At 40.9% G+C, this 23,167-nt stretch carries 24 protein-coding genes; 11 read left to right on the top strand and 13 right to left on the bottom strand.

Going from position 1 to position 23,167, the window contains the following annotated elements; genetic code table 11:
* Positions 1 to 8: 8 nt before the first annotated feature.
* From H7T93_RS00895 to H7T93_RS00905, 4 genes are all read right to left on the bottom strand, one after another.
* Complete coding sequence (locus tag H7T93_RS00895) at positions 9 to 2,999, bottom strand: type I restriction endonuclease subunit R (protein WP_201041579.1); 2,991 nt, start codon at positions 2,997 to 2,999, stop codon at positions 9 to 11.
* A 117-nt stretch (positions 3,000 to 3,116) separates the two neighbouring features.
* The gene (locus H7T93_RS09915; RefSeq protein WP_013990816.1) at positions 3,117 to 3,248 is read right to left on the bottom strand and encodes a hypothetical protein; all 132 of its coding nucleotides are present in this window, start codon (positions 3,246 to 3,248) and stop codon (positions 3,117 to 3,119) included.
* Between the two features lie 9 nt (positions 3,249 to 3,257).
* Entirely contained in the window at positions 3,258 to 4,025 is a 768-nt protein-coding gene (locus tag H7T93_RS00900; protein ID WP_195519904.1) for an SDR family NAD(P)-dependent oxidoreductase, read from the bottom strand.
* Positions 4,026 to 4,056: 31 nt separating this feature from the next.
* The gene (locus H7T93_RS00905; protein WP_195519903.1) at positions 4,057 to 5,214 is read right to left on the bottom strand and encodes an Mbeg1-like protein; all 1,158 of its coding nucleotides are present in this window, start codon (positions 5,212 to 5,214) and stop codon (positions 4,057 to 4,059) included.
* 109 nt (positions 5,215 to 5,323) lie between these two features.
* Between H7T93_RS00905 and H7T93_RS00910 the strand changes: the two genes are divergently transcribed.
* Positions 5,324 to 5,950 carry a Pr6Pr family membrane protein gene (locus tag H7T93_RS00910; protein ID WP_201041580.1) on the top strand — a complete coding sequence of 209 codons (627 nt, stop codon included), beginning with the start codon at positions 5,324 to 5,326 and terminating at the stop codon, positions 5,948 to 5,950.
* 36 nt (positions 5,951 to 5,986) lie between these two features.
* Here the strand turns inward: H7T93_RS00910 and H7T93_RS00915 are convergent, their stop codons facing one another.
* Positions 5,987 to 6,829 carry a Cof-type HAD-IIB family hydrolase gene (locus tag H7T93_RS00915; protein ID WP_021144401.1) on the bottom strand — a complete coding sequence of 281 codons (843 nt, stop codon included), beginning with the start codon at positions 6,827 to 6,829 and terminating at the stop codon, positions 5,987 to 5,989.
* A gap of 151 nt (positions 6,830 to 6,980) precedes the next feature.
* On the opposite strand from H7T93_RS00915, the gene H7T93_RS00920 reads away from it, so the two are divergent.
* The 4 genes from H7T93_RS00920 (at position 6,981) to H7T93_RS00935 (ending at position 9,690) form a co-directional block, all read left to right on the top strand.
* Complete coding sequence (locus H7T93_RS00920) at positions 6,981 to 7,370, top strand: hypothetical protein (RefSeq protein ID WP_021144402.1); 390 nt, start codon at positions 6,981 to 6,983, stop codon at positions 7,368 to 7,370.
* Between the two features lie 190 nt (positions 7,371 to 7,560).
* Positions 7,561 to 8,463 carry a glycoside hydrolase family 25 protein gene (locus tag H7T93_RS00925; protein ID WP_037600402.1) on the top strand — a complete coding sequence of 301 codons (903 nt, stop codon included), beginning with the start codon at positions 7,561 to 7,563 and terminating at the stop codon, positions 8,461 to 8,463.
* A gap of 112 nt (positions 8,464 to 8,575) precedes the next feature.
* The gene (locus tag H7T93_RS00930) at positions 8,576 to 9,049 is read left to right on the top strand and encodes an aminoacyl-tRNA deacylase (protein ID WP_014634221.1); all 474 of its coding nucleotides are present in this window, start codon (positions 8,576 to 8,578) and stop codon (positions 9,047 to 9,049) included.
* Between the two features lie 2 nt (positions 9,050 to 9,051).
* Positions 9,052 to 9,690 carry a histidine phosphatase family protein gene (locus H7T93_RS00935; RefSeq protein WP_014634220.1) on the top strand — a complete coding sequence of 213 codons (639 nt, stop codon included), beginning with the start codon at positions 9,052 to 9,054 and terminating at the stop codon, positions 9,688 to 9,690.
* A 149-nt stretch (positions 9,691 to 9,839) separates the two neighbouring features.
* Here the strand turns inward: H7T93_RS00935 and H7T93_RS00940 are convergent, their stop codons facing one another.
* The 3 genes from H7T93_RS00940 to H7T93_RS00950 form a co-directional block, all read right to left on the bottom strand.
* A complete protein-coding gene (locus H7T93_RS00940) occupies positions 9,840 to 10,742 on the bottom strand; it encodes an HAD family hydrolase (protein WP_002890593.1) in 903 nt (300 codons plus the stop codon).
* Positions 10,743 to 11,062: 320 nt separating this feature from the next.
* Positions 11,063 to 11,542 (bottom strand): hypothetical protein, encoded by a 480-nt coding sequence (locus tag H7T93_RS00945; RefSeq protein ID WP_002885961.1) that lies wholly within the window; start codon positions 11,540 to 11,542, stop codon positions 11,063 to 11,065.
* Positions 11,543 to 11,555: 13 nt separating this feature from the next.
* A complete protein-coding gene (locus H7T93_RS00950; protein ID WP_201041581.1) occupies positions 11,556 to 12,866 on the bottom strand; it encodes a LysM peptidoglycan-binding domain-containing protein in 1,311 nt (436 codons plus the stop codon).
* Positions 12,867 to 13,093: 227 nt separating this feature from the next.
* Here H7T93_RS00950 and lysS point away from each other — a divergent pair, with 227 nt between their 5' ends.
* Positions 13,094 to 14,584: a lysine--tRNA ligase gene (lysS, locus tag H7T93_RS00955; protein WP_201041582.1), complete on the top strand. Its 1,491-nt coding sequence runs from the start codon at positions 13,094 to 13,096 to the stop codon at positions 14,582 to 14,584.
* Positions 14,585 to 14,635: 51 nt separating this feature from the next.
* A complete protein-coding gene (locus H7T93_RS00960) occupies positions 14,636 to 15,181 on the top strand; it encodes a hypothetical protein (RefSeq protein WP_201041583.1) in 546 nt (181 codons plus the stop codon).
* Between the two features lie 117 nt (positions 15,182 to 15,298).
* Here H7T93_RS00960 and H7T93_RS00965 read toward each other — a convergent pair whose 3' ends face one another.
* Positions 15,299 to 16,804, bottom strand: coding sequence for a Sau3AI family type II restriction endonuclease (locus H7T93_RS00965; protein WP_038675709.1), 1,506 nt, complete (start codon positions 16,802 to 16,804; stop codon positions 15,299 to 15,301).
* A gap of 202 nt (positions 16,805 to 17,006) precedes the next feature.
* Here H7T93_RS00965 and dcm point away from each other — a divergent pair, with 202 nt between their 5' ends.
* Entirely contained in the window at positions 17,007 to 18,281 is a 1,275-nt protein-coding gene (dcm, locus tag H7T93_RS00970) for a DNA (cytosine-5-)-methyltransferase (protein WP_038675708.1), read from the top strand.
* A gap of 40 nt (positions 18,282 to 18,321) precedes the next feature.
* Here the strand turns inward: dcm and H7T93_RS00975 are convergent, their stop codons facing one another.
* Positions 18,322 to 18,630, bottom strand: coding sequence for a hypothetical protein (locus H7T93_RS00975; RefSeq protein WP_138261750.1), 309 nt, complete (start codon positions 18,628 to 18,630; stop codon positions 18,322 to 18,324).
* 197 nt (positions 18,631 to 18,827) lie between these two features.
* Here H7T93_RS00975 and H7T93_RS00980 point away from each other — a divergent pair, with 197 nt between their 5' ends.
* Complete coding sequence (locus tag H7T93_RS00980) at positions 18,828 to 20,162, top strand: Nramp family divalent metal transporter (RefSeq protein ID WP_049545282.1); 1,335 nt, start codon at positions 18,828 to 18,830, stop codon at positions 20,160 to 20,162.
* A 36-nt stretch (positions 20,163 to 20,198) separates the two neighbouring features.
* Here H7T93_RS00980 and H7T93_RS00985 read toward each other — a convergent pair whose 3' ends face one another.
* Positions 20,199 to 20,411, bottom strand: coding sequence for a YdbC family protein (locus H7T93_RS00985; RefSeq protein ID WP_002886106.1), 213 nt, complete (start codon positions 20,409 to 20,411; stop codon positions 20,199 to 20,201).
* A gap of 124 nt (positions 20,412 to 20,535) precedes the next feature.
* Here H7T93_RS00985 and H7T93_RS00990 point away from each other — a divergent pair, with 124 nt between their 5' ends.
* Complete coding sequence (locus tag H7T93_RS00990) at positions 20,536 to 20,820, top strand: hypothetical protein (protein ID WP_037603900.1); 285 nt, start codon at positions 20,536 to 20,538, stop codon at positions 20,818 to 20,820.
* A 95-nt stretch (positions 20,821 to 20,915) separates the two neighbouring features.
* Entirely contained in the window at positions 20,916 to 21,455 is a 540-nt protein-coding gene (locus tag H7T93_RS00995) for a biotin transporter BioY (RefSeq protein ID WP_014634210.1), read from the top strand.
* 45 nt (positions 21,456 to 21,500) lie between these two features.
* On the opposite strand, the gene H7T93_RS01000 is transcribed toward H7T93_RS00995, so the two are convergent.
* Together H7T93_RS01000 and H7T93_RS01005 are read right to left on the bottom strand one after the other, a co-directional pair.
* Positions 21,501 to 21,818: a CHY zinc finger protein gene (locus H7T93_RS01000; RefSeq protein ID WP_014634209.1), complete on the bottom strand. Its 318-nt coding sequence runs from the start codon at positions 21,816 to 21,818 to the stop codon at positions 21,501 to 21,503.
* Positions 21,818 to 23,104 carry a peptidase U32 family protein gene (locus H7T93_RS01005; protein WP_004182776.1) on the bottom strand — a complete coding sequence of 429 codons (1,287 nt, stop codon included), beginning with the start codon at positions 23,102 to 23,104 and terminating at the stop codon, positions 21,818 to 21,820. Before H7T93_RS01005 ends, H7T93_RS01000 begins: the two co-directional genes overlap by 1 nt.
* Positions 23,105 to 23,167: the final 63 nt, after the last annotated feature.

Genomic DNA, 23,167 nt, shown 5'->3' on the forward strand with positions numbered 1-23,167 from the left:
TTATTCCTCTACCTCCCCACTCTCAATGGTTCAATGACCTCTTCGATGAGTTTGGTGTAGGCTTCTTTGATGTGTTTTTTGTAGCTGAGCGGGTTGAGGGCATCAGCTGTTTCTGCTTTGTAGTCTTTGTAGCGTTGGCTCTTGGTGAGCTGGCTTTCTCCAGATTGCTTCTTAGCACCCTTGCGATAGTGTTGGACATAGTAACGAAGTTCATCGAGTCCGACATACCATTTTCTAGCAAAGCGTTTGAGATGGTCGTCAATAATGGCTTCAATCATAGTGTCTAAGACACCAGTGATAGATTGTCCTTGGTAATCTTTAGGATTGGCTTGGACTTCTTTCCACAGGTTTTGGATGATTTCGGCTAGTTTAGGATTGGTGCGTTCCAGGCTCTGGATGTAGTTATCAACCGTTTCGATATCCCTGTCACTGAGGGCCTGTGGACTATCCTCTTCCTGCTGAATCATACTTTGAATCAGTGTCAGGATGTAAGCATAGTTAATCTCATCGACTTGGACGGATTCCAGTTCGTAGTGGATATCAAAGAGATTATGATCACCATCGTCTTCGGCTCGGCTTTTGAGCTCTGCTAGGATATTTTGATAGATTCCTAGATAGGTTTCGAGCTTTTCATCTGATAGGCCTGTCTCCGCATAGATAGCCGCTTCATCGTATTCACTATAGACACGGATAGATGCCAGATACTTGTCAAAGGTTTGGTAAGCCTTGGCAATGCGACGGAGTTGTGGGCTAGTGGCCTGCTCAATCGTGATGACATAGTTTTCCACATCTTCCACTTTTACTTGAAAGTCTATCCAGGCTTGGATGAGGTTGGCTTTTTCCTCTTCCCAATCTGGGGCGATGACATCATTTTCACCACCATTTGAGTAGAGTTTAAGGGCGTTATCCACAGCCTCTTTAAAAGCCTCTGGTCTTTGGAAGGTGATGATATGGCCATAACGCTTTTTACTGTCAAAGATACGGTTGGTGCGGCTAAAGGCTTGAATCAAATCCTGTGGACGCATAGGTTTACGGTCGATAAAGAGTGTGGATAGACATGGGGCATCAAAACCGGTCAAAAGACGGTCAACGACGATAACCAAATCCAACTGCTCATTACGAGGAATGTATTTGTCTAACTTTCTGGCTAAACGATTATTGATATCCGTGTTAAAACCACGCAAATCAGCCATATTAAAATGGGTACCGAACTCCTGATTGTAGTCATCCATGACCTGCTTCATGTGCTCTTGGTAGCCGATAGACTCTTCTTCATTTTCCGACACGGAGTAAGTGACTGTCACCTTTGGAAAGTCAAGTAGCACGCGCTTAACCCGCTCTGACACCTTGACACGTTCCTGTCCTGCCTTGATACTCTTGAGCAGATTGTAATAGGCCTGAGCCTGTGGAATGGACTTAACGGTTAAGATGGCCTCGTAGGTCTTGCCCTCACCATTTGGGAAGCCCAACTGTTGATAACTTTTGTTTAGGATAGCATCCAAGACTTCTAGCATGTGCTCTTTATCTTCATAGACAGAGTCAGGAAGGTCTTCTTCAGGAATCGGCGAAATAATGGTATTACGATAGTCCACCTTAAATCCCAGAACTGCCCCGTCATGGATGGCTTCTTTGACCGTATACTCATGGAGGCGTTCGCCATATTGTTGGTGGGTGGTTTGTGCCAAATCACCTAATTGCTTGCGTTTATTTTCCTTGAAAATCGGTGTTCCTGTAAAGCCATACCAGAGCGAATTGTGGAAAAAGCCTTTGATGTCTTTTTGGGTCTGAGGCGTGACCGCACGGTGACATTCATCCACAACAAAAGCCACACGAAGGTCCTTAATTTTTTCCGAATCCTTTTGATATTTACCTTCTTGGAACTTGCGCATCATGGTCGTGATTTTCTGGATAGTCGTCACAATCACACGCTTATCATTTCCTGCCAAACGCTTGACCAAATCGTGGGTATTGTCCGTTTCGTCAATATCAACGACATCATTAGCGGCGTAGGAAAGGAAGGACGAAGTCGTCTGCTGGTCAAGGTCCCTACGGTCGACGACAAAGATGGTCTTTTGGATAGCTGGGATCTGCAAGAGGTTGCGAGCCACCTTGTAGGAGGTCAGGGTCTTACCAGAACCCGTGGTATGCCAGATATAGCCTGATTCCTGACGACGAGAGGCATCTTGAACAGACTCGATGGCATGGATTTGATAGGGACGTAAGAGGATGAGGGCTTTTTTACTATCATCAATAACGGAGTACTGCATCACCATCTGATGGGCACGTGGAATAGACAGGACCTCATGGGCAAAGTCCATGAGACTGGTCATGGGTTTATTATCTTTATCCACCCAAGATGTCAAGAATTGTTTATTGAGTTTATCCTCTCGTGCAGCTGCGATGTAGCGTGTATCCACCTTATTAGTCACAACAAACATCTGAAGGGCAGAATAGATACCACGTAACTTTCCTTCACGGTCATACTTTTTGATTTGATGAAAGGCATCCAAAAAGGCCACACGAGGACTCTTGAGCTCGATGTGGATAAGAGGAAGTCCATTAATCATCAGCGTCGTATCTAAACGACGGTCCTGATCTTGTGGGTAGGCCTTGTCACGTTCTACTTGATTAACCACCTCGTAACTGGATTTTCCAGCAGCAATATTATCACGCCAGATGACAGAAAGTCGAATAGTCCCAAGGCTAGCATCTTCACGCTGTACCTCGACTTTGGCAATACCATTTTCACCTGCCAACCACTTAGCAGCTTCATAATAGTTAATGAAGTTAAGCTGGTTCTTGATTTGGCGCTTCTCCTGCTCAGTCAAGGGATGGTCAGCAAGGAGGGCAACGTTATTTTGCGCTAACTTCTCAAAAAAGTTGTCCCATAATTGACCTTCATTTTTTAAGTCTGGGCGATAGGTCCACTGACTCTCCCCAGAGGTTAATTGCTCGATTAATTGACGTTCTATCTCAAGTTCTGGAGTAACTGGTGGCATGGCTTATCCTTTCAATATTGTCGTAATCCCTTACATTATAGCATTTTCACGGGTTCTTTCATAGTTTTGGGAAAATTCCAACAAAAAAACACGGCCCGAAGGTCATGTTATTATCATTTATTTACCCATTTTTTCCTGTATGAGTTTTTCCACTCTTTGGTAACTGGCTTCAATCTCTTCCTTGCTAAAGAGTTTTGTTTGCAAGTCTTCCCAGCTACTGCCGATGGCTGGATTAGTGTGATTCTTCATAAGCTTCTCCTAGTCTTCTCCCCTATAAATCGTAAACCCTGTAGCTTGTTGGTTAGCCATGATGGTCATGTCTGAAATCTGGACACGTCTTGGTTGCTTAGTGACATAAAGGACTGCATCCGCAATATCTTGAGCCTGGAGGGCTTCTAACCCTTGATAAACTTTGGCTGCCTTATCCTTATCACCGTGAAAGCGAACTTGAGAGAAGTCTGTCTCAACGATACCAGGTTGAATGGTCGTCACCTTGATATCTGTGGCAATGGTATCGATACGCAAGCCATCGCTGAAAGTTTTCACTGCGGCCTTGGTAGCTGAGTAAACGGCAGCACCTGCGTAGGCATAAATGCCCGCCGTAGAGCCCATATTGATGATATGACCCTCATTGGCAGCTACCATGCTTGGCAAAATCTGACGTGTCACCATCATCAAGCCCTTGACATTGGTATCGAGCATGGTCAGCATGTCCCACTCCTCATAGTCTTGATAAGCTGTTAGACCTAGTGCCAGACCTGCATTATTGACCAAGACATGGACCTGACCTACACTTTTGAGAATGGCTTGGCAAACATCCTTGACCATGGCCATATCTGTGACATCTAGGGAAAAGGTCCAAACTTTTTGATTTGGATAGGTTGCTTGGAGCTCTTCTTTTAGAGCTTCTAAGCGCTCCACACGGCGACCTGTTAGGATGAGATTTTCTCCCTCTTCGGCAAAGGCACGCGCCGTTGCTTCCCCAATTCCTGATGTTGCTCCTGTAATAAGTACGTTCTTAGACATAAAATCCTCCACTTCTATGATTCCGCTGTCTCTAATCGTTGTTGGTTAATTCACTCAACTTCTTGATAAAATCAGGAAGTTCTAGCTTGGGCAGGCTAGATCTCTTATTTCCTGACTTCCAAAATATCCAGAGTAACTGGTTGAAACCGTCCTGCAGGACCTTCTTTTGTTGGTCCGAGAGATTGCCAAATTCTTGCAACAGTTGGCCTAGCTTAGGGAGAGTTTTAATCCCAATATCATCCAGACTTTCAATTCCAGAATCAAGAATGGTATCAAAGAACAAGTCACAAACCTGCTTGAGTTCTTGATTAGGCAAGGTCTCAATCCATTCTTGGAAGGTCTCTTTTAAGCGTTGACTCAGGTCTGTGGGCTGGTCCACATAAACAAAATCTCCTGCTTCCAGGTCAACCTGCCAAAGCAAGACATTGTGTTGAGCAATGCCTATGCCATCTGCTGCTACGAGCTTTGCGACCTTATCCCAGTAGAGCATGACTCCCACAACAGATTCTTGAGGTCTAATAACCGTCATCTTGGGGTTCAACTCTTGGTAAGAAGGCTTCTCTAAGAGGGACTTCATCAGGCCCGGAGAATCCAGAAGCAAGAGCTCTGCTATTTGCTCACGCAGGACAGGCGAACTCTGTACAGCCGAATAGAGGGCAAGATTACCACCCTTGGAGTGTCCAGAAACAATGATATGACCACTGAGGTTTGGCAAGTACTTCTCCAGAAAGGCCATGGCTGAGCGATGGGCTGGAATTTCCCGACTGTAGGTCAACTGAAAATCCTCCTTCCAACCAATGACGCTATCATCGGTACCACGTAAGACAATCTGCTGGTAGTCAAATTCAGGCAAGCTGAAAATCATAGCCGCAAACTGCTTTTCCACTTCCTTGTCCAAGACACTACAGTAGTCACTTAGATTAAGTCCAGCGAAACGCCTAGACCTGACCATGGCTTCAGCCAAATCTACCCGTTCCTTAGTCACCATGAAGCTGTAGTCTGGATTTAAGTCCTTCCCTTCAGCATAGTCATGTAGATTGATGGTTTCCTTCAAATCACTTGCTGAGAGCCATTTTTCATAAGTCAGGTAGCCAATTTCATTGATGCAAACCTTATCCAAGATATTTAGAGGCTCTTGGTCGAAAGGCAAATCCTTAACCTTATCAAGATAATCGATTAAATTGGACATCATTACTCCTTAAAGTCTTTCTTACCTTGATTTTACTAGAATTTTCAATAAATTGTTAGTGAAAAATGTGATATGATAAGAGAGATTATTTATTAGGAAAAGGAAGCTTATGACTATTTCACGATTTTACCGTATCTTGCTAGCCCTTTGTGGACTGGTAGGAGTCTCTATCCAAATCCATGATGATGGTTGGGGCATGTTACTCTATTACACTGTTTTGTCCAATATCCTTGTCTTTTCTAGTTTGATTTTCTTTATCATCTATGACTTCAAAAAAGGGAACGCGACAACCAACACCAAACTCTTGCGTTACAAGGGTGGTGTAACCATGGCTATCCTCATCACTGGAGTCATCTATCATATCCTCTTGGCACCTATTACGGAACCTGAGAAATTCTGGACCCTCCGCAACTTCTTGGTCCACTATATTGTCCCTTGGGGGTTGGTGCTTGATACCCTTATTTTCGATGCTAAGAAAGCCTACCGTCTACGTGAGCCAATTTACTGGTCCGTGGTCCCTCTGTCTTACTTTGCCTTTGCCCTTCTAAATGGCTTGGTGCTAAAACTCCCAATTCCAGGTGCCAAAGATAGCCCCTTCGCCTACTTCTTTATCAATGTTAATAAATTTGGTTGGAACAAGGTCTTGGTAAACGTCCTGGTCATCAGTGTCGGGTATATCGCTGTTGGCTATCTCTTGTACCTCTTGAAAAAATTTATCGGTCGTAAACCAGCATAAAACACAAACTGAGCTCCAAAAGAAACTCAGTTTTTTCTATTGCAATAAACCCAATTTCTCAAAAGCCTTATAGAGGCCATCAGCTTCAACATCGTCTGTGATTAGGTCTGCCATAGCTAAGATTTCCGGCCCACCATTTCCCATGGCAACCCCGACCTCACAGTATTCCAACATAGGGATATCAATCTTGGCATCGCCAAAAGCAATGGTTTCCGAACGCTCAGCCCCCAAATGTTCCAAAAGGACATCGATGGCATGGGCCTTGTTAATATCCTTAACACCTAGATCACCAAACAAGGCTGTTTCACCTCGACCTCCCCAAGTATGGGCTTCAAGCTGTGAAAAAGCTTCTTTTGAATCTAGGTGATCCTGATAGGATTCTAAAACGAAACTGACCTTGTTTAGGTCATCACGGTAGAGTTCCCCACCATACTGAAGGCCATGAAGAAAATCTTCTGGTTCCTTACCAGCGACAGACCCTTCTGACTGCCCCTTTTGAATGGCATAAGTCTTAAGTGTCTCACGTGCCCGCTCCCGAAAATCCGGACTAGCAAATAGACCATTATTGCTCTCCAGATAAAAGACCAGATGGCGTTCTGTTAGCCAATCCACAATCTTAGCAGCATCTTCCTTGGAAATCAACTGATGCATGAGGACTTGGCCATGATGCTCTACATAAGAGCCATTGCCACCAATCATCCCATCCAAGCCAATTTCCCATAATTCTGGTTGCATTTCTGCCTTGCTACGTCCGGTACAAACATAGACCAAATGCCCCTGTTCACGCGCCTGACGAATTGCTTTAACTGCTGACTCTGGAATACGATTATGATAATCCACCAAGGTCCCATCAACATCTAAAAAAATAAGTTTTGACATGTTTTCACCTCGAGTCTTCTTTTACTTTATTATACCCTGATACTGCTACAGGAGATACTACTATCCTTGGACAAACTGATACTATCCTACGATAGTATTGTCTCCAATCCAATGCATTGCCATTTTGCATGAAAGAAGCTATGATGAAAGTATGAATGATTTAAAAACACTACTGAATCACCTGCCCTATAAATTAGCAGCCTATGATGCCCAAGGAAACTTTCTCTATGACAATGGTGGCGCTGACGGTAGTTTCTTCCCCCGTGAGTCTGAAAATCTGCCTGATTGGATCATGTCTGAAGTGCTAGCCTCTCCTACCAAAGAAAGAAGTTATCAGATTCCAACAGACAGTTTTGATCAAGTCCTCATCCAAACCTACCAAGCTGCTATCGACAACGAAGGAAAGGTACTAGGATTTTGGGAAACCATTTATGATTTGAAGCAACCTCTCAAGACCTATCTGGATAACTCTGCTCAAGCTCTTGTCGCCTGGTCTGATGCCACTAGTGGCGCTAGTTTCAAGGAGGAAACTGACTTTTAAGCTAAATTTCTTGCTTTAATAAATGAAAAATTCACTTAATTCAAGGATAGCTCAAAACACCTTTATTCATAAAATGTGCCTAAGTCAGCACTACAAAGGCTTTTTGGAAATCAGTCACTTTAATATCTCTCACAGAATTTATAAACATTCTATTTTGCATTTTTGCGCTATTTAAGGTAGAATGGGAGTAATGAGAAAAAGAATAAAACCGATCGTTGTTTACGTGGTTCTAGCTCTTTTAGGATTAGCATTAGTTATTGCAAATATTCACAATACGTCCAAACAACAGGCGCATCTTCAAAACGTGAAATCTGCTATTCCTTATGCTACTACACCAAAAACAACAACCAGTAGTACATCTAGCAGTTCCGACGAGGAGCTGATACTCAATCCCATTATCGACCTTTCAGGGTGGCAACTACCTCAGGATATCGATTACGATGTCTTGTCAAATCATATTTCTGGTGCTATCGTCCGCGTCTTCGGTGGATCACTGATTAGTAAGGATAGCAATGCCGCTAGTTCGAATGGGGTCGACAAATCTTTTAAAACACATATTAAAGAACTCAAAAAACGTGACGTTCCAGTTGCCGTCTATTCCTACGCTCAAGGTACTTCTGTCAAGGAGATGAAGGAAGAAGCTCGTATTTTCTACAAAAATGCTTCTCCATACAAACCGACTTATTACTGGATTGACGTCGAAGAGGAAACCATGTCTAACATGGAGCAAGGTGTCCAAGCCTTTCTCGCTGAGCTCAAACGACTTGGAGCTGAAAATGTTGGTCTCTATATTGGTGCTTATTTCATGCTCGAGCAAGAAGTTTCAACTAAAAACTTCGACGCTGTTTGGATTCCAGCCTATGGTACCGATTCTGGTTATTACGAGGCTTTACCAAACACTGAAATCGACTATGACCTTCACCAGTATACGTCTCAAGGAAGCCTTCCAGGTTTCGACAACATCCTAGATCTTAACCAAATCAATCCAGAGAAAAACAAACGTAAAACCTTTGAAAAACTCTTTGGTAAGATTAAGCAAAAACCAACTAAAAATAAGAAGACTACTTCGACAAGTTCATCTAGTAGTCAGTAAAAACCAGTGTCTAAGGCACTGGTTTTCTTCTTGTCAAATTGGTTTAGGCGTGTTCGGACGAATGTGTTATAATGGATGGTAGAAATGTATAACTTTAAAAGGAGATATGACAATGGCTAAGAAAGGCAAAGTCAAGAAAACCTTGGTTGACCAAATTCTTGATAAAGCTAAAATTGACCATGATAGCTTATCCTTCAATGGTTTAGAAGGAGAGCTTCCAGAAGATGTGGCACGTGAGAGCATTTATAAAACCCTCGCCCTTAAGGGAGATAAGACAGGACCAGTCATCGGCATCGTCCCTATCACCGAGCACCTGTCTGAAAAGAAATTAGCTAAAATTTCAGGGAACAAGAAAGTTCAAATGATTCCACAAAAGGATCTCCAAAAAACGACTGGCTATGTTCACGGAGCCAACAACCCAGTGGGAATTCGCCAAAAACACAATTTCCCTATTTACATCGATCAGTCTGCCCAAGAAGCTGGTTTCCTTATTGTCTCAGCGGGAGAAATTGGGCGCTCTATCCGTATCAATAGTCAAGAACTTGCTGATTTTGTTAATGCTGAATTTGCTGATATTAAGGAGTAATCATGAAACTGTATTTTGTACGTCACGGTAAAACTGAGTGGAACTTGGAAGGCCGACTTCAAGGCGCCAAGGGAGACTCGCCTTTGCTTAAAGAATCTGTTGAACAAGTACGTGAGCTAGGTCACTATCTTAGTGACACTCATTTTGACTTGGTCTTCTCAAGTGACCTACCACGTGCTAAAAAAACTACAGAGCTCATCATGGAGTCTCAAAAACCTAAAGCTAAAGTTACCTACACTAAAGCTTTGCGTGAATGGCAGCTTGGCAAACTGGAAGGACAAAAAATTTCACTCGTTCAGGCCATCTATCCAAAAGAAATGGATGCCTTCCGTCATAACCTAGCCAACTTCCGTGCTAATGACTTCCAAGCTGAATCTGTTTACCAGACAACCAAACGTGTGGCCGAATTTGTCAAAACACTTAAAGATAGTGATGCTAAAAATGTCCTCATTGTTGGTCACGGAGCTAACCTAACAGCTTCTATCCGTACCCTCCTTGGTTTTGAACCGGGTCTTCTTCGTAAGGCAGGAGGTCTTGACAATGCTTCTGTCACTATTCTCGAAACCAATGATTTCGAGCACTTCACTCTCAAATGTTGGAATGATACATCTTATATGGATGAACAAAACAAGATCAGCTAAATCATCGACTGACTTCATAAGACAAGCGATCCTGAACAAGGGTCGCTTTTTTGCACTCAAAAAGCCCTTAAAGCCTATTACTTTAAGAGCTTCACCGCCATTATTTCTTCCCTCTCTATAAATAAAACGGCCATACGAGGCCGCTCTATTTATCTTCCATATTTCATACGAAGGATTTTTTCCTGGTTCGCATTCAAACGAAGAAGGATAACCACTTTATCAATACTCATATTGCTCTCAAGAAGACGTTCAGCCGCCATCATAAGACCATTATTGATACCTAGTTGAAGGACTGGATTTTCATTATCATTGATATCAAAGATATATTTGTTATTTGGAAGGTCGAAAAGGACTTTCACCGCTCCAAAGAGTTGCTCAAAACTATCGATTTCCAAGTCGAAGACTGGCTTAGTACCTGGTTTGAGGCTACGTCCACGGTGGTTAAACCACATAGAATGCCAGCCACCATTAAAGGCACCCATGACATCATTGTCATAAGAATCTCCAACGTAGAGCGTCGTCGATGGATTCATATCAAATTGCTCAGCTGCGAGGTTGAAGATTTCCTTCTCAGGCTTTTGGAAACCTGTCGCCTGACTGACGATGACACGCTTAGGGTCCACATAATCATAAAGTCCCAACTTCTTGACCTTCTTAAGTTGGTGCTCTGTTGGTCCATTGGTAATAATACCCATAGGAACATTTTTTTCCTTGAGGAAATCAAGGGTCATGCGCATCTCATCAAGCATGGTGATATTCTCCAATTCATGCTCGTAAACCTCTTGGAAATGGTTACCCGTTTCTTCATCAATTTCACGATAGCCAAACTCCAAAAGGGTCTCTTTACAGCGCCAAAAACGGAAATACTCGGTTGTCCACTCACCTGCCATTACACGTGGAAAACCAACATCAGAATAGTGGCGGAAACGAATGTAGGCTTGATTCATGTGACTCATATCAAAGTCAGGGAAACATTTTTCCATGGCAATACGATAAGGTGCCTGTTGGTCGTAAATAGTATCGTCAACGTCAAAAACAATAGAGGTAATCATCTGTCCGTTCTTTCTTATATCATTCTCTTGTCAGAGACTTAGGTAAATTAAGAGGTCTAATAACTAAACTGCAATATTAGTCAGCTCCTAATTTAATCTTCAGTCTTGTAAAAGTAAGCTTTAAGTCAACTGTCTTGGGGCAATCTTACTCGTCTATTTTTTATCAGAATGCAATTGCCCAAACAGTCTTATTATACCGTTTTTACCCTCTTATTTCAATTTTCGACCCCACTTAAGAAAAGATTATTCGTGTTTTGAAGATAGAAAAGGGTTTGGAACATTTTGTCCCAAACCTAATGAATCTTGTCATATTCAGACACTTATTTAATTTCTTTGAAGGTCATTTTTTGTTTGACTTCACCCTGACCACCCTTGGCAATCTGGTAATAGAAATCTTTTGATGTGAAGTGGTCACCATAAGCAAAGACCTTGTTGTACTGCCATTGTGACAGTTGATCATCCTCTTTTTTACCAAGAGTCAATGTTGTCTTTGTCACACTGTATTCCCACTTAGCTGTTTGGTCATTATAGGCCTTGTCAAAGTCAGTCTGACTCTTAGCAGCATTAACCACTGTCGTACGATCTTGACTCACAAGTGCCTTGTTACCACCTTCTTGGAAGGCTACATACATGACACGATTATTGACCTCACCGTTTAGAGTACTTGAATATTGGTAAACCTTACCAGGTACAACACTATCCAAATGGTGTGTTCCCCAGTAATAGAAAGCACCAAATCCAGCTCCTGTAACCAAGAGACAAGCAAGAACAACACTAATAATGATATTTCTCTTTGACATGTCTTGCACCTCTCTATTCGTCACCAGTTAGGTCAGAGAAAGTTGCCTCTGAGTCTGTTTCAGTGTGGCTTGAAGAACTTGATGAAGAGCGTTCAACGCTTGATGAGCTTGAACTCATGCGTGTTTCTGTTTGAGAATCATCACTTGATGACGCCTTAGATTCTGATGATTTTTCAGTGCTTGATGATGAACTTTCTTTTTCTTTGTAAACATCAACGTTGAAAGCCCACTTATCACCCTTATAACTTACCTGAATTTGGGCATATTTTGACTTGATAAGATCTGACATCTTACTATCTCTGTTAAGGGCGTCATAAATCTTTTGAGCGAGAGCCTTGGCATTAGCTTCAGTTTTGGCACCATCTTTAGGTCCATCTACAATGTCTTGAGCCTTAGGTGTTTCACCTTGAAGGTAAAGAGCTTTGCTTTCAGTGTCCTTCTTCGCAGTAGCATTTACACCAGTCTTATCATCTGCATGTAAGAAGAAACTCCATGCAGGATTACCTGAACGATTTTGTCGATAAATATTTGAGAATTCTTCTTGAACCTTGTCTTGGAAAGCATCATCAGTCAATTCTTTTTCCTTAGAACTTTCTGTACTTGCTTTGCTTTCACTACTGCTTGCTGTTGAGCTTGATGCAGAAGATGATGATGATCCACTTGTTGAACTTGATGAAGCATCTTTAGATTCTGATGATGACGAAGATGAATCCTTGCCATCTTTAGACTCTTTAGTATCTTTGTCTTTATCGTTATTATTGTTAGTAGTGCTATTTGAGAATGAAACGCTATTATCAGAATTATCTGGAGCGTAGATCACTGTATTCTTAGAATGGTCATCAGAGACAAAAGTGCTATTATTGATAATCACCCGGTTGTTATCACCGTAGTAGTTGTTGATAACAATCTTAGAATGTGCACAACGGTAACCATTACCAGTGACATGATAACCTGCTGGTACATCACCATCACGTTTCAAGATGAGGACATCACCTGCAAAGATAAGATCAATATTCTGAATATTGTTATCGTAGGCTAATTTTTCAATTGAAATTCCAGTCGCTTGAGAGATTCCCCACAAGGTATCTCCCCATTGAATCACGTACTGTTGACCATCTAACTGCTGTGGATTGATATTCTGAGTTGTCAAATTATTTGTAATTTGTTCAGGTGTGCTGGCAATCCAGTTTGTAATATCAGCAGCGTGAGCACTCGTTTGATTTTGATAAAAGCTATCTGCTAACACAGATACCGTAGGCATCCCAATAGGTGCTAGTAAAGCGCCAATCATTACGGCTTTACTAACATAATTTTTCTTTTTCATCGTATTTCCTCCTTATATCATACGAAACTTACTTTGCTATTGTACACTCTTTTTATTATATTTGTCAATAAATTCTATAACTTTCTAATCAAAGGTTAATGCTAGTTGACGATTTGTCCTAAAAATAGACAAATCCTAGGTTTATTTATCTGACATTTAATCATTTGTCCTATCTTTAGAAGGTGATTTATGATACAATAATTACGACTATTTTATGGAGGACTAACATGTCAAATCAACACATGGAAGAATTGAACGATCAACAGATTGTCCGTCGTGAAAAAATGGCGGCCTTGGCTGAACAAGGAATCGATCCTTTTGGTAAGCGATTCGAACGCACAGCTACATCTGGTCAATTAAAAGAAAAATACGCTGACAAAACAAAAGAAGAATTGCACGAAATCAACGAAACTGCTACAATCGCAGGTCGTTTGATGACTAAACGTGGCAAAGGTAAAGTTGGCTTCGCCCACATCCAAGACCGCGATGGTCAAATCCAAATCTACGTACGTAAAGATGCTGTCGGTGAAGAAAACTACGACATCTTCAAGAAAGCTGACCTTGGTGACTTCCTCGGCGTCGAAGGTGAAGTTATGCGTACAGATATGGGAGAACTTTCTATCAAGGCTACTCATATCACGCACTTGTCTAAAGCCCTTCGCCCATTGCCTGAGAAATTCCACGGACTTTCAGACGTTGAAACCATCTACCGTAAACGTTACCTCGATTTGATTTCTAACCGTGAAAGCTTTGACCGCTTTGTCACACGTTCAAAAATCATTTCTGAAATCCGTCGCTACCTCGATGCTCAAGGTTTCCTTGAAGTCGAAACACCTGTTCTTCACAATGAAGCTGGTGGTGCTGCTGCTAAACCTTTCATCACTCACCACAATGCACAAAACATCGACATGGTACTTCGTATCGCGACTGAGCTCCACCTCAAACGTCTTATCGTTGGTGGTATGGAACGTGTTTACGAAATCGGACGTATCTTCCGTAACGAAGGTATGGATGCCACTCACAACCCTGAGTTCACATCTATCGAAGTTTACCAAGCTTACGCTGACTTCCACGATATCATGAACTTGACTGAAGGTATCATCCAACACGCTGCTAAAGCGGTTAAAGGTGATGGACCTATCAACTACCAAGGAACTGAAATCAAGATTAACGAACCATTCAAACGCATCCACATGGTTGATGCAATCAAGGAAATCACTGGTGTTGACTTCTGGCAAGATATGACTTTGGATGAAGCCAAAGCAATCGCTACAGAAAAGAATGTTCCAGTTGAAAAACACTACACTGAAGTTGGTCACATCATCAACGCCTTCTTCGAAGAATTCGTTGAAGAAACATTGATTCAACCAACTTTCGTTTACGGTCACCCAGTTGCTGTGTCTCCATTGGCTAAGAAAAACCCAGAAGATCCACGCTTCACTGACCGTTTCGAGCTCTTCATCATGACAAAAGAGTACGGAAATGCCTTCACCGAATTGAACGACCCAATCGATCAATTGTCACGTTTCGAAGCACAAGCTGCTGCTAAAGAACTCGGTGATGACGAAGCAACAGGCATCGACTACGACTACGTTGAAGCCCTCGAATACGGTATGCCACCAACAGGTGGACTCGGAATCGGTATCGACCGTCTCTGCATGCTTCTCACTGATACAACAACCATCCGTGATGTCTTGTTGTTCCCAACGATGAAATAATAATCATATCCCATTATTGAATAATGGGATATTTTTATATGAGGTATAAACGTGTTTAAAAAATTGAAGTCCCTTTTTAAGAAAAAATCAACTGTAGTTGAACAGCCTGAGACAAAGATAGAAGAAAGTCAATTAGACTTTCCCATAGACCGTGCAGATTATTTCTTCGATCAAGCACTTGTATTTTATTGTGAAGAAAATAATATCCCTTCAGAAAAACTAAGTAAATCAGATATGCTAGAGATTAGTAAAAGAGCTGCTTTTCATCTCAGTATCTTCGTCGCCTGGCTAGCAAAACATGATTTTCTGAATCCCCAAAGTGATGGATTTAACCTTGAGGATGCACAAAAACTCAAGAATGAAACGATTACGGGTACAGACTATCTCTTTAAACATCTTGATGAAAAACTCTATTCAACTGACATTAGTGACATACTCCTCCCCTTCATCTCTGATTTTTATGAAGATTACATGGATTTCTGTTATACAGTCTTGGTTGATGATGTTGCTAAAACTGAATTTGATTGGAAAATCTATCACTTGGTTGAAGAGGATATCGACGAAATATTCAGTCAATATAAAACTCACATCGGATAATATGAAAAAACGCTTCTCTCATCTCGAGAGAAGCATTTTCTTATTTCCAAAATTTTGCTTTTGATGCTGCGAGACATTGTTTCAATCGCTTTTTCACAGTAGAGGGTCTTGATAATGTTATTCAAAGAATTCTTTAACCTGCTCATACATATATCCAGGACTAAACCACCACGACTGTTTCGTCATGTAATAATCATGAAATTCATTAATTTTATCATCCGGGACATTAATCCATGTACTTTTGTGTGGGAGTCTCATTGCCAACTTTTTATTAGGAATGTAACAGGATTTTTTACTCGATGGTCTAATATGAAAAACAGTACCTTTACCACTTTCAGATGGTAAATTATTTTCAATAATATAACCTTTTTTTAGATTACTACTTTTATAGGAGAGTTCAACCCCCTTCTCAAATATCTGCTTAGCTTTTGTCCATATTTGCCCCACTGTAATCAAATCTTCATCGGGTACATACCAAAACTTAGCACCCTTAAAGATAGTTTCTTCATTTTTCTTCTCAAAAACTACTAACAGGAACTTATAAGTCGATAGATAGTTATATACATCTGATTCTTCCCAATCAACGGCAAGCATTTCATTTGGATCCACATTGTAATTTCCATCTGGTAATTGTAACTTTAATCCTTCTTTCAACTTTGGATAGGTATGTTTTTTTGTAGAATCGTAAGTTACAATTTTTACAGCAATACCTGATTTTTTGAACTCATCGGTTTCTTGGATATCTGATGATATATTCAACATTTTTCTTGCTAGAAGAGCTGAGCTTGATTTATCATTTTTGTCTTTTATAGTTACATCAAATTGAGATGCCAATTCTCTCTTCGTTTTTCCAATAAATGGAGCAAATCTATCAACAATAATTTCTTCAAATGATTTTTCTTTTAATTCATTAATATCTTTAAATATTGTTTCACTAGTTTTATCCCCCATTAACCTTCTAGCAAACTGCGTCATATATGAAGGTTTAAATGTAAATGCCCTTCTGTGTGCTTTAACATCACTAAAAGGCTGGGAAGTCATGTTTCTTTCAGTTTTCGAACCTTTTGTTGTCGCAGCTAAATATTTCGTCAGTTTATCTGATAATTCTTCTGCTTTTCCTTCCTTTATCTTATCTACAATTTTTTCCCAGTCAGACTTAATGATTAATAAATCCTCTTCAGATATATCTTTCATAATATCAAATAAATGTGCATTAACAATACACATATCTGGATAATCAATATTATTTAAGTATTGATAGTATAATAATTCCGTGAGATTTGCCTTTTCGAGAAAAGAAGCATTTTCAAAAGACCTTTTGTATTCATCATTAAAGTCAAAAATATTTAATGTCAGCCTTTCCTTTGCACTCCAACCTTTTTTTGTTTCTATTATAGGAGTTACCTTAATCTCTAAATTTAAATAAGGAATATCTGCCTCTGCCCTTGAATTATTAGGAATATGAAACCAATCACTTTCTATCGCATTACCTAACCAACCTTTATTATTTGGCGATGCATAATATTTTTCAACTGTTTCTTCTGAAACTAGATTACGAATTTTTTGTCCCACTGCTTTTTTTGCATGCTTATGAACTTCTTCTACTGAATTCCATTTTGTCATTTTACGCCCTCTGTATATAAATAGGATATTACCTATATTCTAACAAAATACAATTAAGAATGTTTATTATTAGCAATCTACAGTAAAAATTAAGCAACTTTATATAAATTACATCACTTACATTGTTCTTAATATTTCGATTTTAAAACTTGATCAATTACGAATAATAAGATATAATTAACATACTGAAAAGGAGAATAGAATGAACGTTTTAGAATTATTTGCGGGTGTTGGGGGGTTCCGTATAGGACTCGAAAATGCTCACCCTGATTATTTCGAAACATTATGGAGCAACCAATGGGAACCTTCGAGGAAGTCTCAGGATGCTTTTGAAGTATACAATTATCATTTTCCAGACAGTGAAAATATTAATGTTAGCATCGCTGATATTACGGATGAACAGTTTGCTGAAATGAATGCGGATATGATTGTCGGTGGTTTTCCCTGTCAAGACTACTCTGTGGCTCGTAGCAAAAAGAACGAACAAGGTATTGAAGGACAAAAGGGTGTCCTTTTCTGGGAAATCATTCGAGCGACTAGGATTATTAGACCGAGATTTCTTATTCTAGAAAATGTTGACAGACTTCTAAAAGCTCCTTCAAAACAGCGTGGTCGAGACTTTGCTATTATGTTGACTGCGTTTAATAATCTTGGATATTCTGTTGAATGGCGTGTAATCAACGCTGCTGATTACGGTCGCAGTCAAAGACGTCGTCGTGTGTTTTTCTTTATCTATCGAAATGATATTCCATTCGCACATCAAATGGATCAACGATTTGAAGAACAAGAACAAGTTTTTGATGAAAATAGATACGACGATTATATTTTTCATGAAGGACTGTTTGCAACCCAATTTCCTATTTTGAATACACCAGTCAAAAAACGCCATGTCTACTATGAACTCCCTGAGGATATCGTTGAGGTTTCTGATAACTTCTCAGGAACTGTTTGGAATACTGGTGTTATGCGTCATGGTAGGTACTATTCTATTGATACTGCACCTAACTATGATGGTGAACCAATTACATTAGGTGAGATTCTTCAAAATGAAGAGGAAGTCCCTGAAAAGTTCTTTATTAATGATCCAGCCAAACTCGAAAAGTTCCAGTATTTGCGAGGGCCTAAACGAATCGAACGTACCTCTGCGGATGGACACACCTATATTTACTCTGAGGGAGGAATGTCACCAACCGACGACTTAAACCTTCCCGGTCGTACCATGCTAACTTCAGAAGGGACAGTTAATCGCTCTACTCATTTCTTGAATGTTAATGGAAAATATAGGCTTATTACTCCTGTCGAGGCAGAACGTTTACAAGATTTCCCTGATAACTGGACAGCTCTAAAAAGATTATCTGACGGTACTGTTACCGAGGTTTCTGATAAGATGCGAATGTTCTTTATGGGAAATGCATTAGTGACAGACATTGTAAGAAAAATCGGTGAATTTATTGTAGAAATCGATATTGCTGGATAATATTTAAAAACGCTTCCCTCAAGTCGAGAGAAGCATTTTCTTATTTCCAAAATTTTGCTTTTGAAGCAACAACCCAAGCTGATAGACAAGCTAGTGCTACTACTGCATAGATAGCGTATTGTTTCGCAGGATAAAGCCAGGCTTTGTTTTCTTCATGCCAGCGAGACTTCCAAAGGCCGATGTAATCGCCCGTCATTCCAGGATTTTTAAGGCGCTCCATGTAATTGGCAGGTAGGTTATCAGGCTGATTCATCTGCACGTTAATGATAAAGATAAGCAAAGCAAGCGCAATGACAACTAGGAGTGCCAGGGTAATCTTTTTCTTAGCTGTTAGTTGAAATGTTTTCAATTATTTTTCTCCCTCATTTATGAAATAATCTACTCATATAGTTTAGTATAAAAAGGCAATTCTGAAAAGTCCTCTATGACACCAATGTAAGATAAGTCAAAACCTTGCACATCTTTCTCATAGTGTTATAATTAGGTTGTCTGGCTGAGTGGTAATGGTGATGCTTCCATTCAGATAAGACTTAGAAAGAGGTGTTTATGACATATTCAAAAAAGGTTTCCCTTTCTGAGGTAAACCAATCCATAGATACACCAAATAATAATCGCTTTTGGCAAAATCTTAAGGCTTTCTTGGGACCTGGGGCTCTTGTGGCCGTGGGTTACATGGATCCAGGGAACTGGATTACCAGTGTCGTCGGTGGGGCGACCTACAAGTACAGTCTTCTTTTTGTCATCTTAATTTCATCTTTAATAGCTATGCAGTTGCAACAAATGGCCGGGAAATTAGGGATTGTGACCCAAATGGACCTGGCCCAAGCGACTGCCTACCACTCGCCCAAATGGTTGCGATACACGCTTTGGGTGATTCTGGAGCTTGCCTTAATGGCGACGGATTTGGCTGAGGTGCTTGGTTCTGCCATCGCACTGAACCTGCTCTTTGGTATTCCAATTATGGTTGCCATTCTGGTGACAGTCCTAGATGTCTTCCTACTCCTACTCATCATGAAGCTGGGATTCAAGAAAATCGAGGCTATTGTTTCAACCTTGATTTTGACCATCTTGGTTATCTTTGTCTACCTGGTAGCCTTGTCTGAGCCTAGTATTACGGGAATCCTCGAGGGTTATCTCCCTACGCCAGCGCTCTTTGAGCCACATGCTGCTGGGCACACCAACCAGTTGACTTTGGCACTTGGGATTGTGGGTGCAACCGTTATGCCACATAACCTCTACTTGCACTCATCCTTGTCACAGACTCGTAAGGTTGACTATTCTGATGGCAAAGACGTGACTAAGGCTGTCCGTTTCATGACCTGGGATTCTAACATCCAGTTGACTTTGGCCTTTGTGGTTAACTCCCTCCTCTTGATTTTGGGAGCAGCTCTCTTCTTTGGTCATGCTTCTGATATTTCAGCTTTCTCACAGATGTACAATGCTCTTCAGGACTCTAAGATTGCTGGTGCGGTAGCTAGTTCGACACTTTCAACACTCTTTGCCTTGGCGCTCTTGGCTAGTGGTCAAAACTCTACCATTACTGGTACTCTGACTGGCCAAATTGTCATGGAAGGCTTTCTCCACATGAGGTTACCGCAGTGGGTAATTCGTTTATTCACACGTCTCTTCGCCTTGCTACCTGTTATCGTTGTAGCTATTCTCTACGGTGATCAAGAAAAGACTCTGGATCAACTGCTGGTTTATTCACAGGTTTTCCTTTCACTTGCCTTGCCATTTTCTATCTTCCCTTTGATTTACTATACTTCTAAGAAATCACTCATGGGAAAACACGTCAATGCCAAGTGGAATACCTTCCTTGGTTATGCCATCGCTATTGTCCTAACCATTCTCAATCTCAAACTTATCTTTGATACGTTTTAAACAAAAAAATAAGGCCAGCGCCATGCTGACCTTGTTTTAGTTTTTGAAGGCGTCAACGAGAACTTGGAATTCTTCGTTGCTGAGGGTAATCCCCTTGCCCATCTTGGTATGGTCTGGACTCCATGTACGGATGTCATACTTAGCTGGTGCGCCATTGAAACTCACACGATTGAGTTCCTTAGTCCAACCCTTGTCATTCTCAGACAAGACCAAGAGTTTTTCTTCAATTTCAAATGAAAATTCTGCCATTTGCTTACCTCCACTAGCTTTATTCGTTTTTTTCTGTGAAAATTGTCTGTTTTAGAATGAAGTTATCCACAAAAATTCACCTTTCATGCTATAATTATTTTATCAAGAAACGAGGGAAATGACCATGATAAACTTTTTAGAAGCCGTAAAGCATCAGCTTCATCAGTTTGTGGAAATAGGTCACAGCAAACCTGTCCACCTAATGCAGAATCAACTTATTAACGATATCTATCATGCTATTGATCATAATCAAATGGTCATGCTGACATCCAATCAGAAGACCTATAAGGGCTACATCAACCGTTATGACAGGGAGCGACAAGCCATCTTTATCGAGCAGGATAAGATCATCAGCATGATTGAACTTGATGAAATCAAACGTCTAAAAATCATATCACAACGAGGTTAAGTTTATCAGTTAACCTCGTTTTATTATTAGGTTGACTTTTTTGAAACCACTTGCTATAATAAGTTAACTATTTATTTACGAAAGGTTAACTAAAAATGACACAAAATCGTACACTGTCACTTATTCTTCCAGCTTTTGGTGCTGCCATCATTGCTGCCCTAGCTCAAATTGTTATTCCTATCGGTGCAGTTCCCATTACTCTGCAAACTTTTGCTGTCGGACTTGTTGCTGCTATCCTTAAGCCAAGAGAGGCGACACTTGCTGCTACCCTCTACCTGATTCTAGGCGCCATTGGTCTACCAGTTTTTGCAGGTGGAGGCGGTGGGCTCCAATCCTTCTTTGGACCTTCAGCTGGCTATTTGTTGGCCTATCCATTTTTCGCCTTTGTCACTTCAAAACTAACTCATGCTGAGACTCCTATCTGGAAAATCTTTGTGGCTTTTGTTTTGGGAGATGCACTTGTCTTTGTTGGTGGTATCCTCAGCCTGCACTTTCTCGGAAAAATGGGATGGTCTGCAGCTGTAGCTGTTGGCTTGACACCCTTTATTATTCCTGACCTCTTAAAAGGTCTCATCGTCGCTTTGGTGACTAAGCCAGTCTTAAAAGCTCTTAAAAATCATAGTTACTTTAACTAAAAAAGATTGAAGACTTTGTTCATGTGAACAGAATCTTCAATCTTTTTATTTTTCAAAATAAATATCATAGTGCTTTGAACAAGCTGGGTTGAAGGCACTGTGACAATTGGGACAAGCTTCTACATCTTGATACTCCTCAATTGTCATCTCATGCCTACAAACGCCACAGATAAGGACCTTGTCCTGCTTCAATTGACAAGGATAAGCTCGAAAGCTATGTTTCTCTAAGCAATCATGACACTGATAACAGGCATAATACTTCTGGCACTCGAAGCATTTTAGGGCAACTATATCTAGTGGAGAATGGTAGTGTTGACACCTACTCTGATCATCTACCAGGAGCCCATTGATTTGACTTGTCATTAGGCACGAACAGTTTTGCTTGAACCGTCTTTTTGGTAGAGGTTAATCAAACCTTCTTTAGTTGAACGAATCATGTCACCAGGTTTAACTTCTTGTGGCACGGTAATTGTAAGAAGTTCCATTGGGTTTGGTGCACGGTCAATCTTGTTACCATTGGCATCGTGAAGGTCTTTGATATCACACTCGAAATGACGGAAGCCTGGTCCGTAGAATTCAACGTGGTCACCTTCGAGGATAACGTTACGTTGACGGATAGTAGCTGTCATAGTTGCTGGATCAAAGTCTACGACTTCACCAACGAATTTGTATTGTGGAATCTTACGACGAGCTCCAAAGAGTTGTTCGTTTTCTGTTGGTGTCTTGTAGTAGAAACCTGTTGCCAATTCACGCTGGGCAACTTTCCAGAGTTCGTTAATCAAATCATCTTTGATGGCATAAAAGGCTTCTGCACTTTCCATGTAAGCGTCACAAGCAGCCTTGTAACAGTTGGCAACTGTTGATACGTAGTGGACAGATTTCATACGACCTTCGATTTTAAGGCTGTCAACACCATTGTCGATAAGGTCTGGGATATTTTCAATCATACACATGTCAACGGCTGACATTGAGTATTCTTCAGGAACTTCACCGTGGATACTCTTTCGCTCTTGACCGAATGGCATGTCGTAAAGATCATATTTCCAACGACAAGACTGTGAACAACCACCACGGTTGGCATCACGGTCTGACATGTGGTTAGAAAGGGTACAGCGACCTGAGTATGAGATACACATAGCACCATGGACAAAGGCCTCAATTTCAAGGTCCGTACGTTTACGGATTTCAGCCAATTCTTCCATAGTTACCTCACGTGCCAAAACAACACGGGTCAAGCCATACTGTTTCCAAAAATGGAAGGTTTCAACGTTTGTCGCAGATGCTTGCGTTGACAAGTGGATGTTAAGTCCTGGAGCGTAGGTTGAACAGATTTCAATCAAGGCTGGGTCAGATACGATAACAGCATCGAGTCCCATATCACGCAATTCACGGAACCATTCACCAGCACCTTTTTCATTTCCTTCATGGGTAACCATGTTTGAAGCAACGTGTACATCAACGCCACGAGCGTGAGCGTATTCGATACCTTCACGAAGCTCATCCATGGTAAAGTTTCCGGCACGGCTACGCAAACCATAGGCTTGTCCACCAACGAAAACAGCATCTGCGCCGTAATTTACAGCGACTTTCAATTTTTCCAAAGTCCCAGCAGGTACCAGAACCTCTGGGCGTTTTTTAGTTGTAGTCATAATTTCTCCAATTTGCAAGATTGTCGATTTTAGTTTTGAGAAGGCTCCTTCGTTCCCTGAAAA

The sequence above is a fragment of the Streptococcus sp. 9.1 genome, assembly GCF_016648815.1.
Taxonomy (GTDB): Bacteria; Bacillota; Bacilli; order Lactobacillales; family Streptococcaceae; genus Streptococcus; species Streptococcus salivarius_E.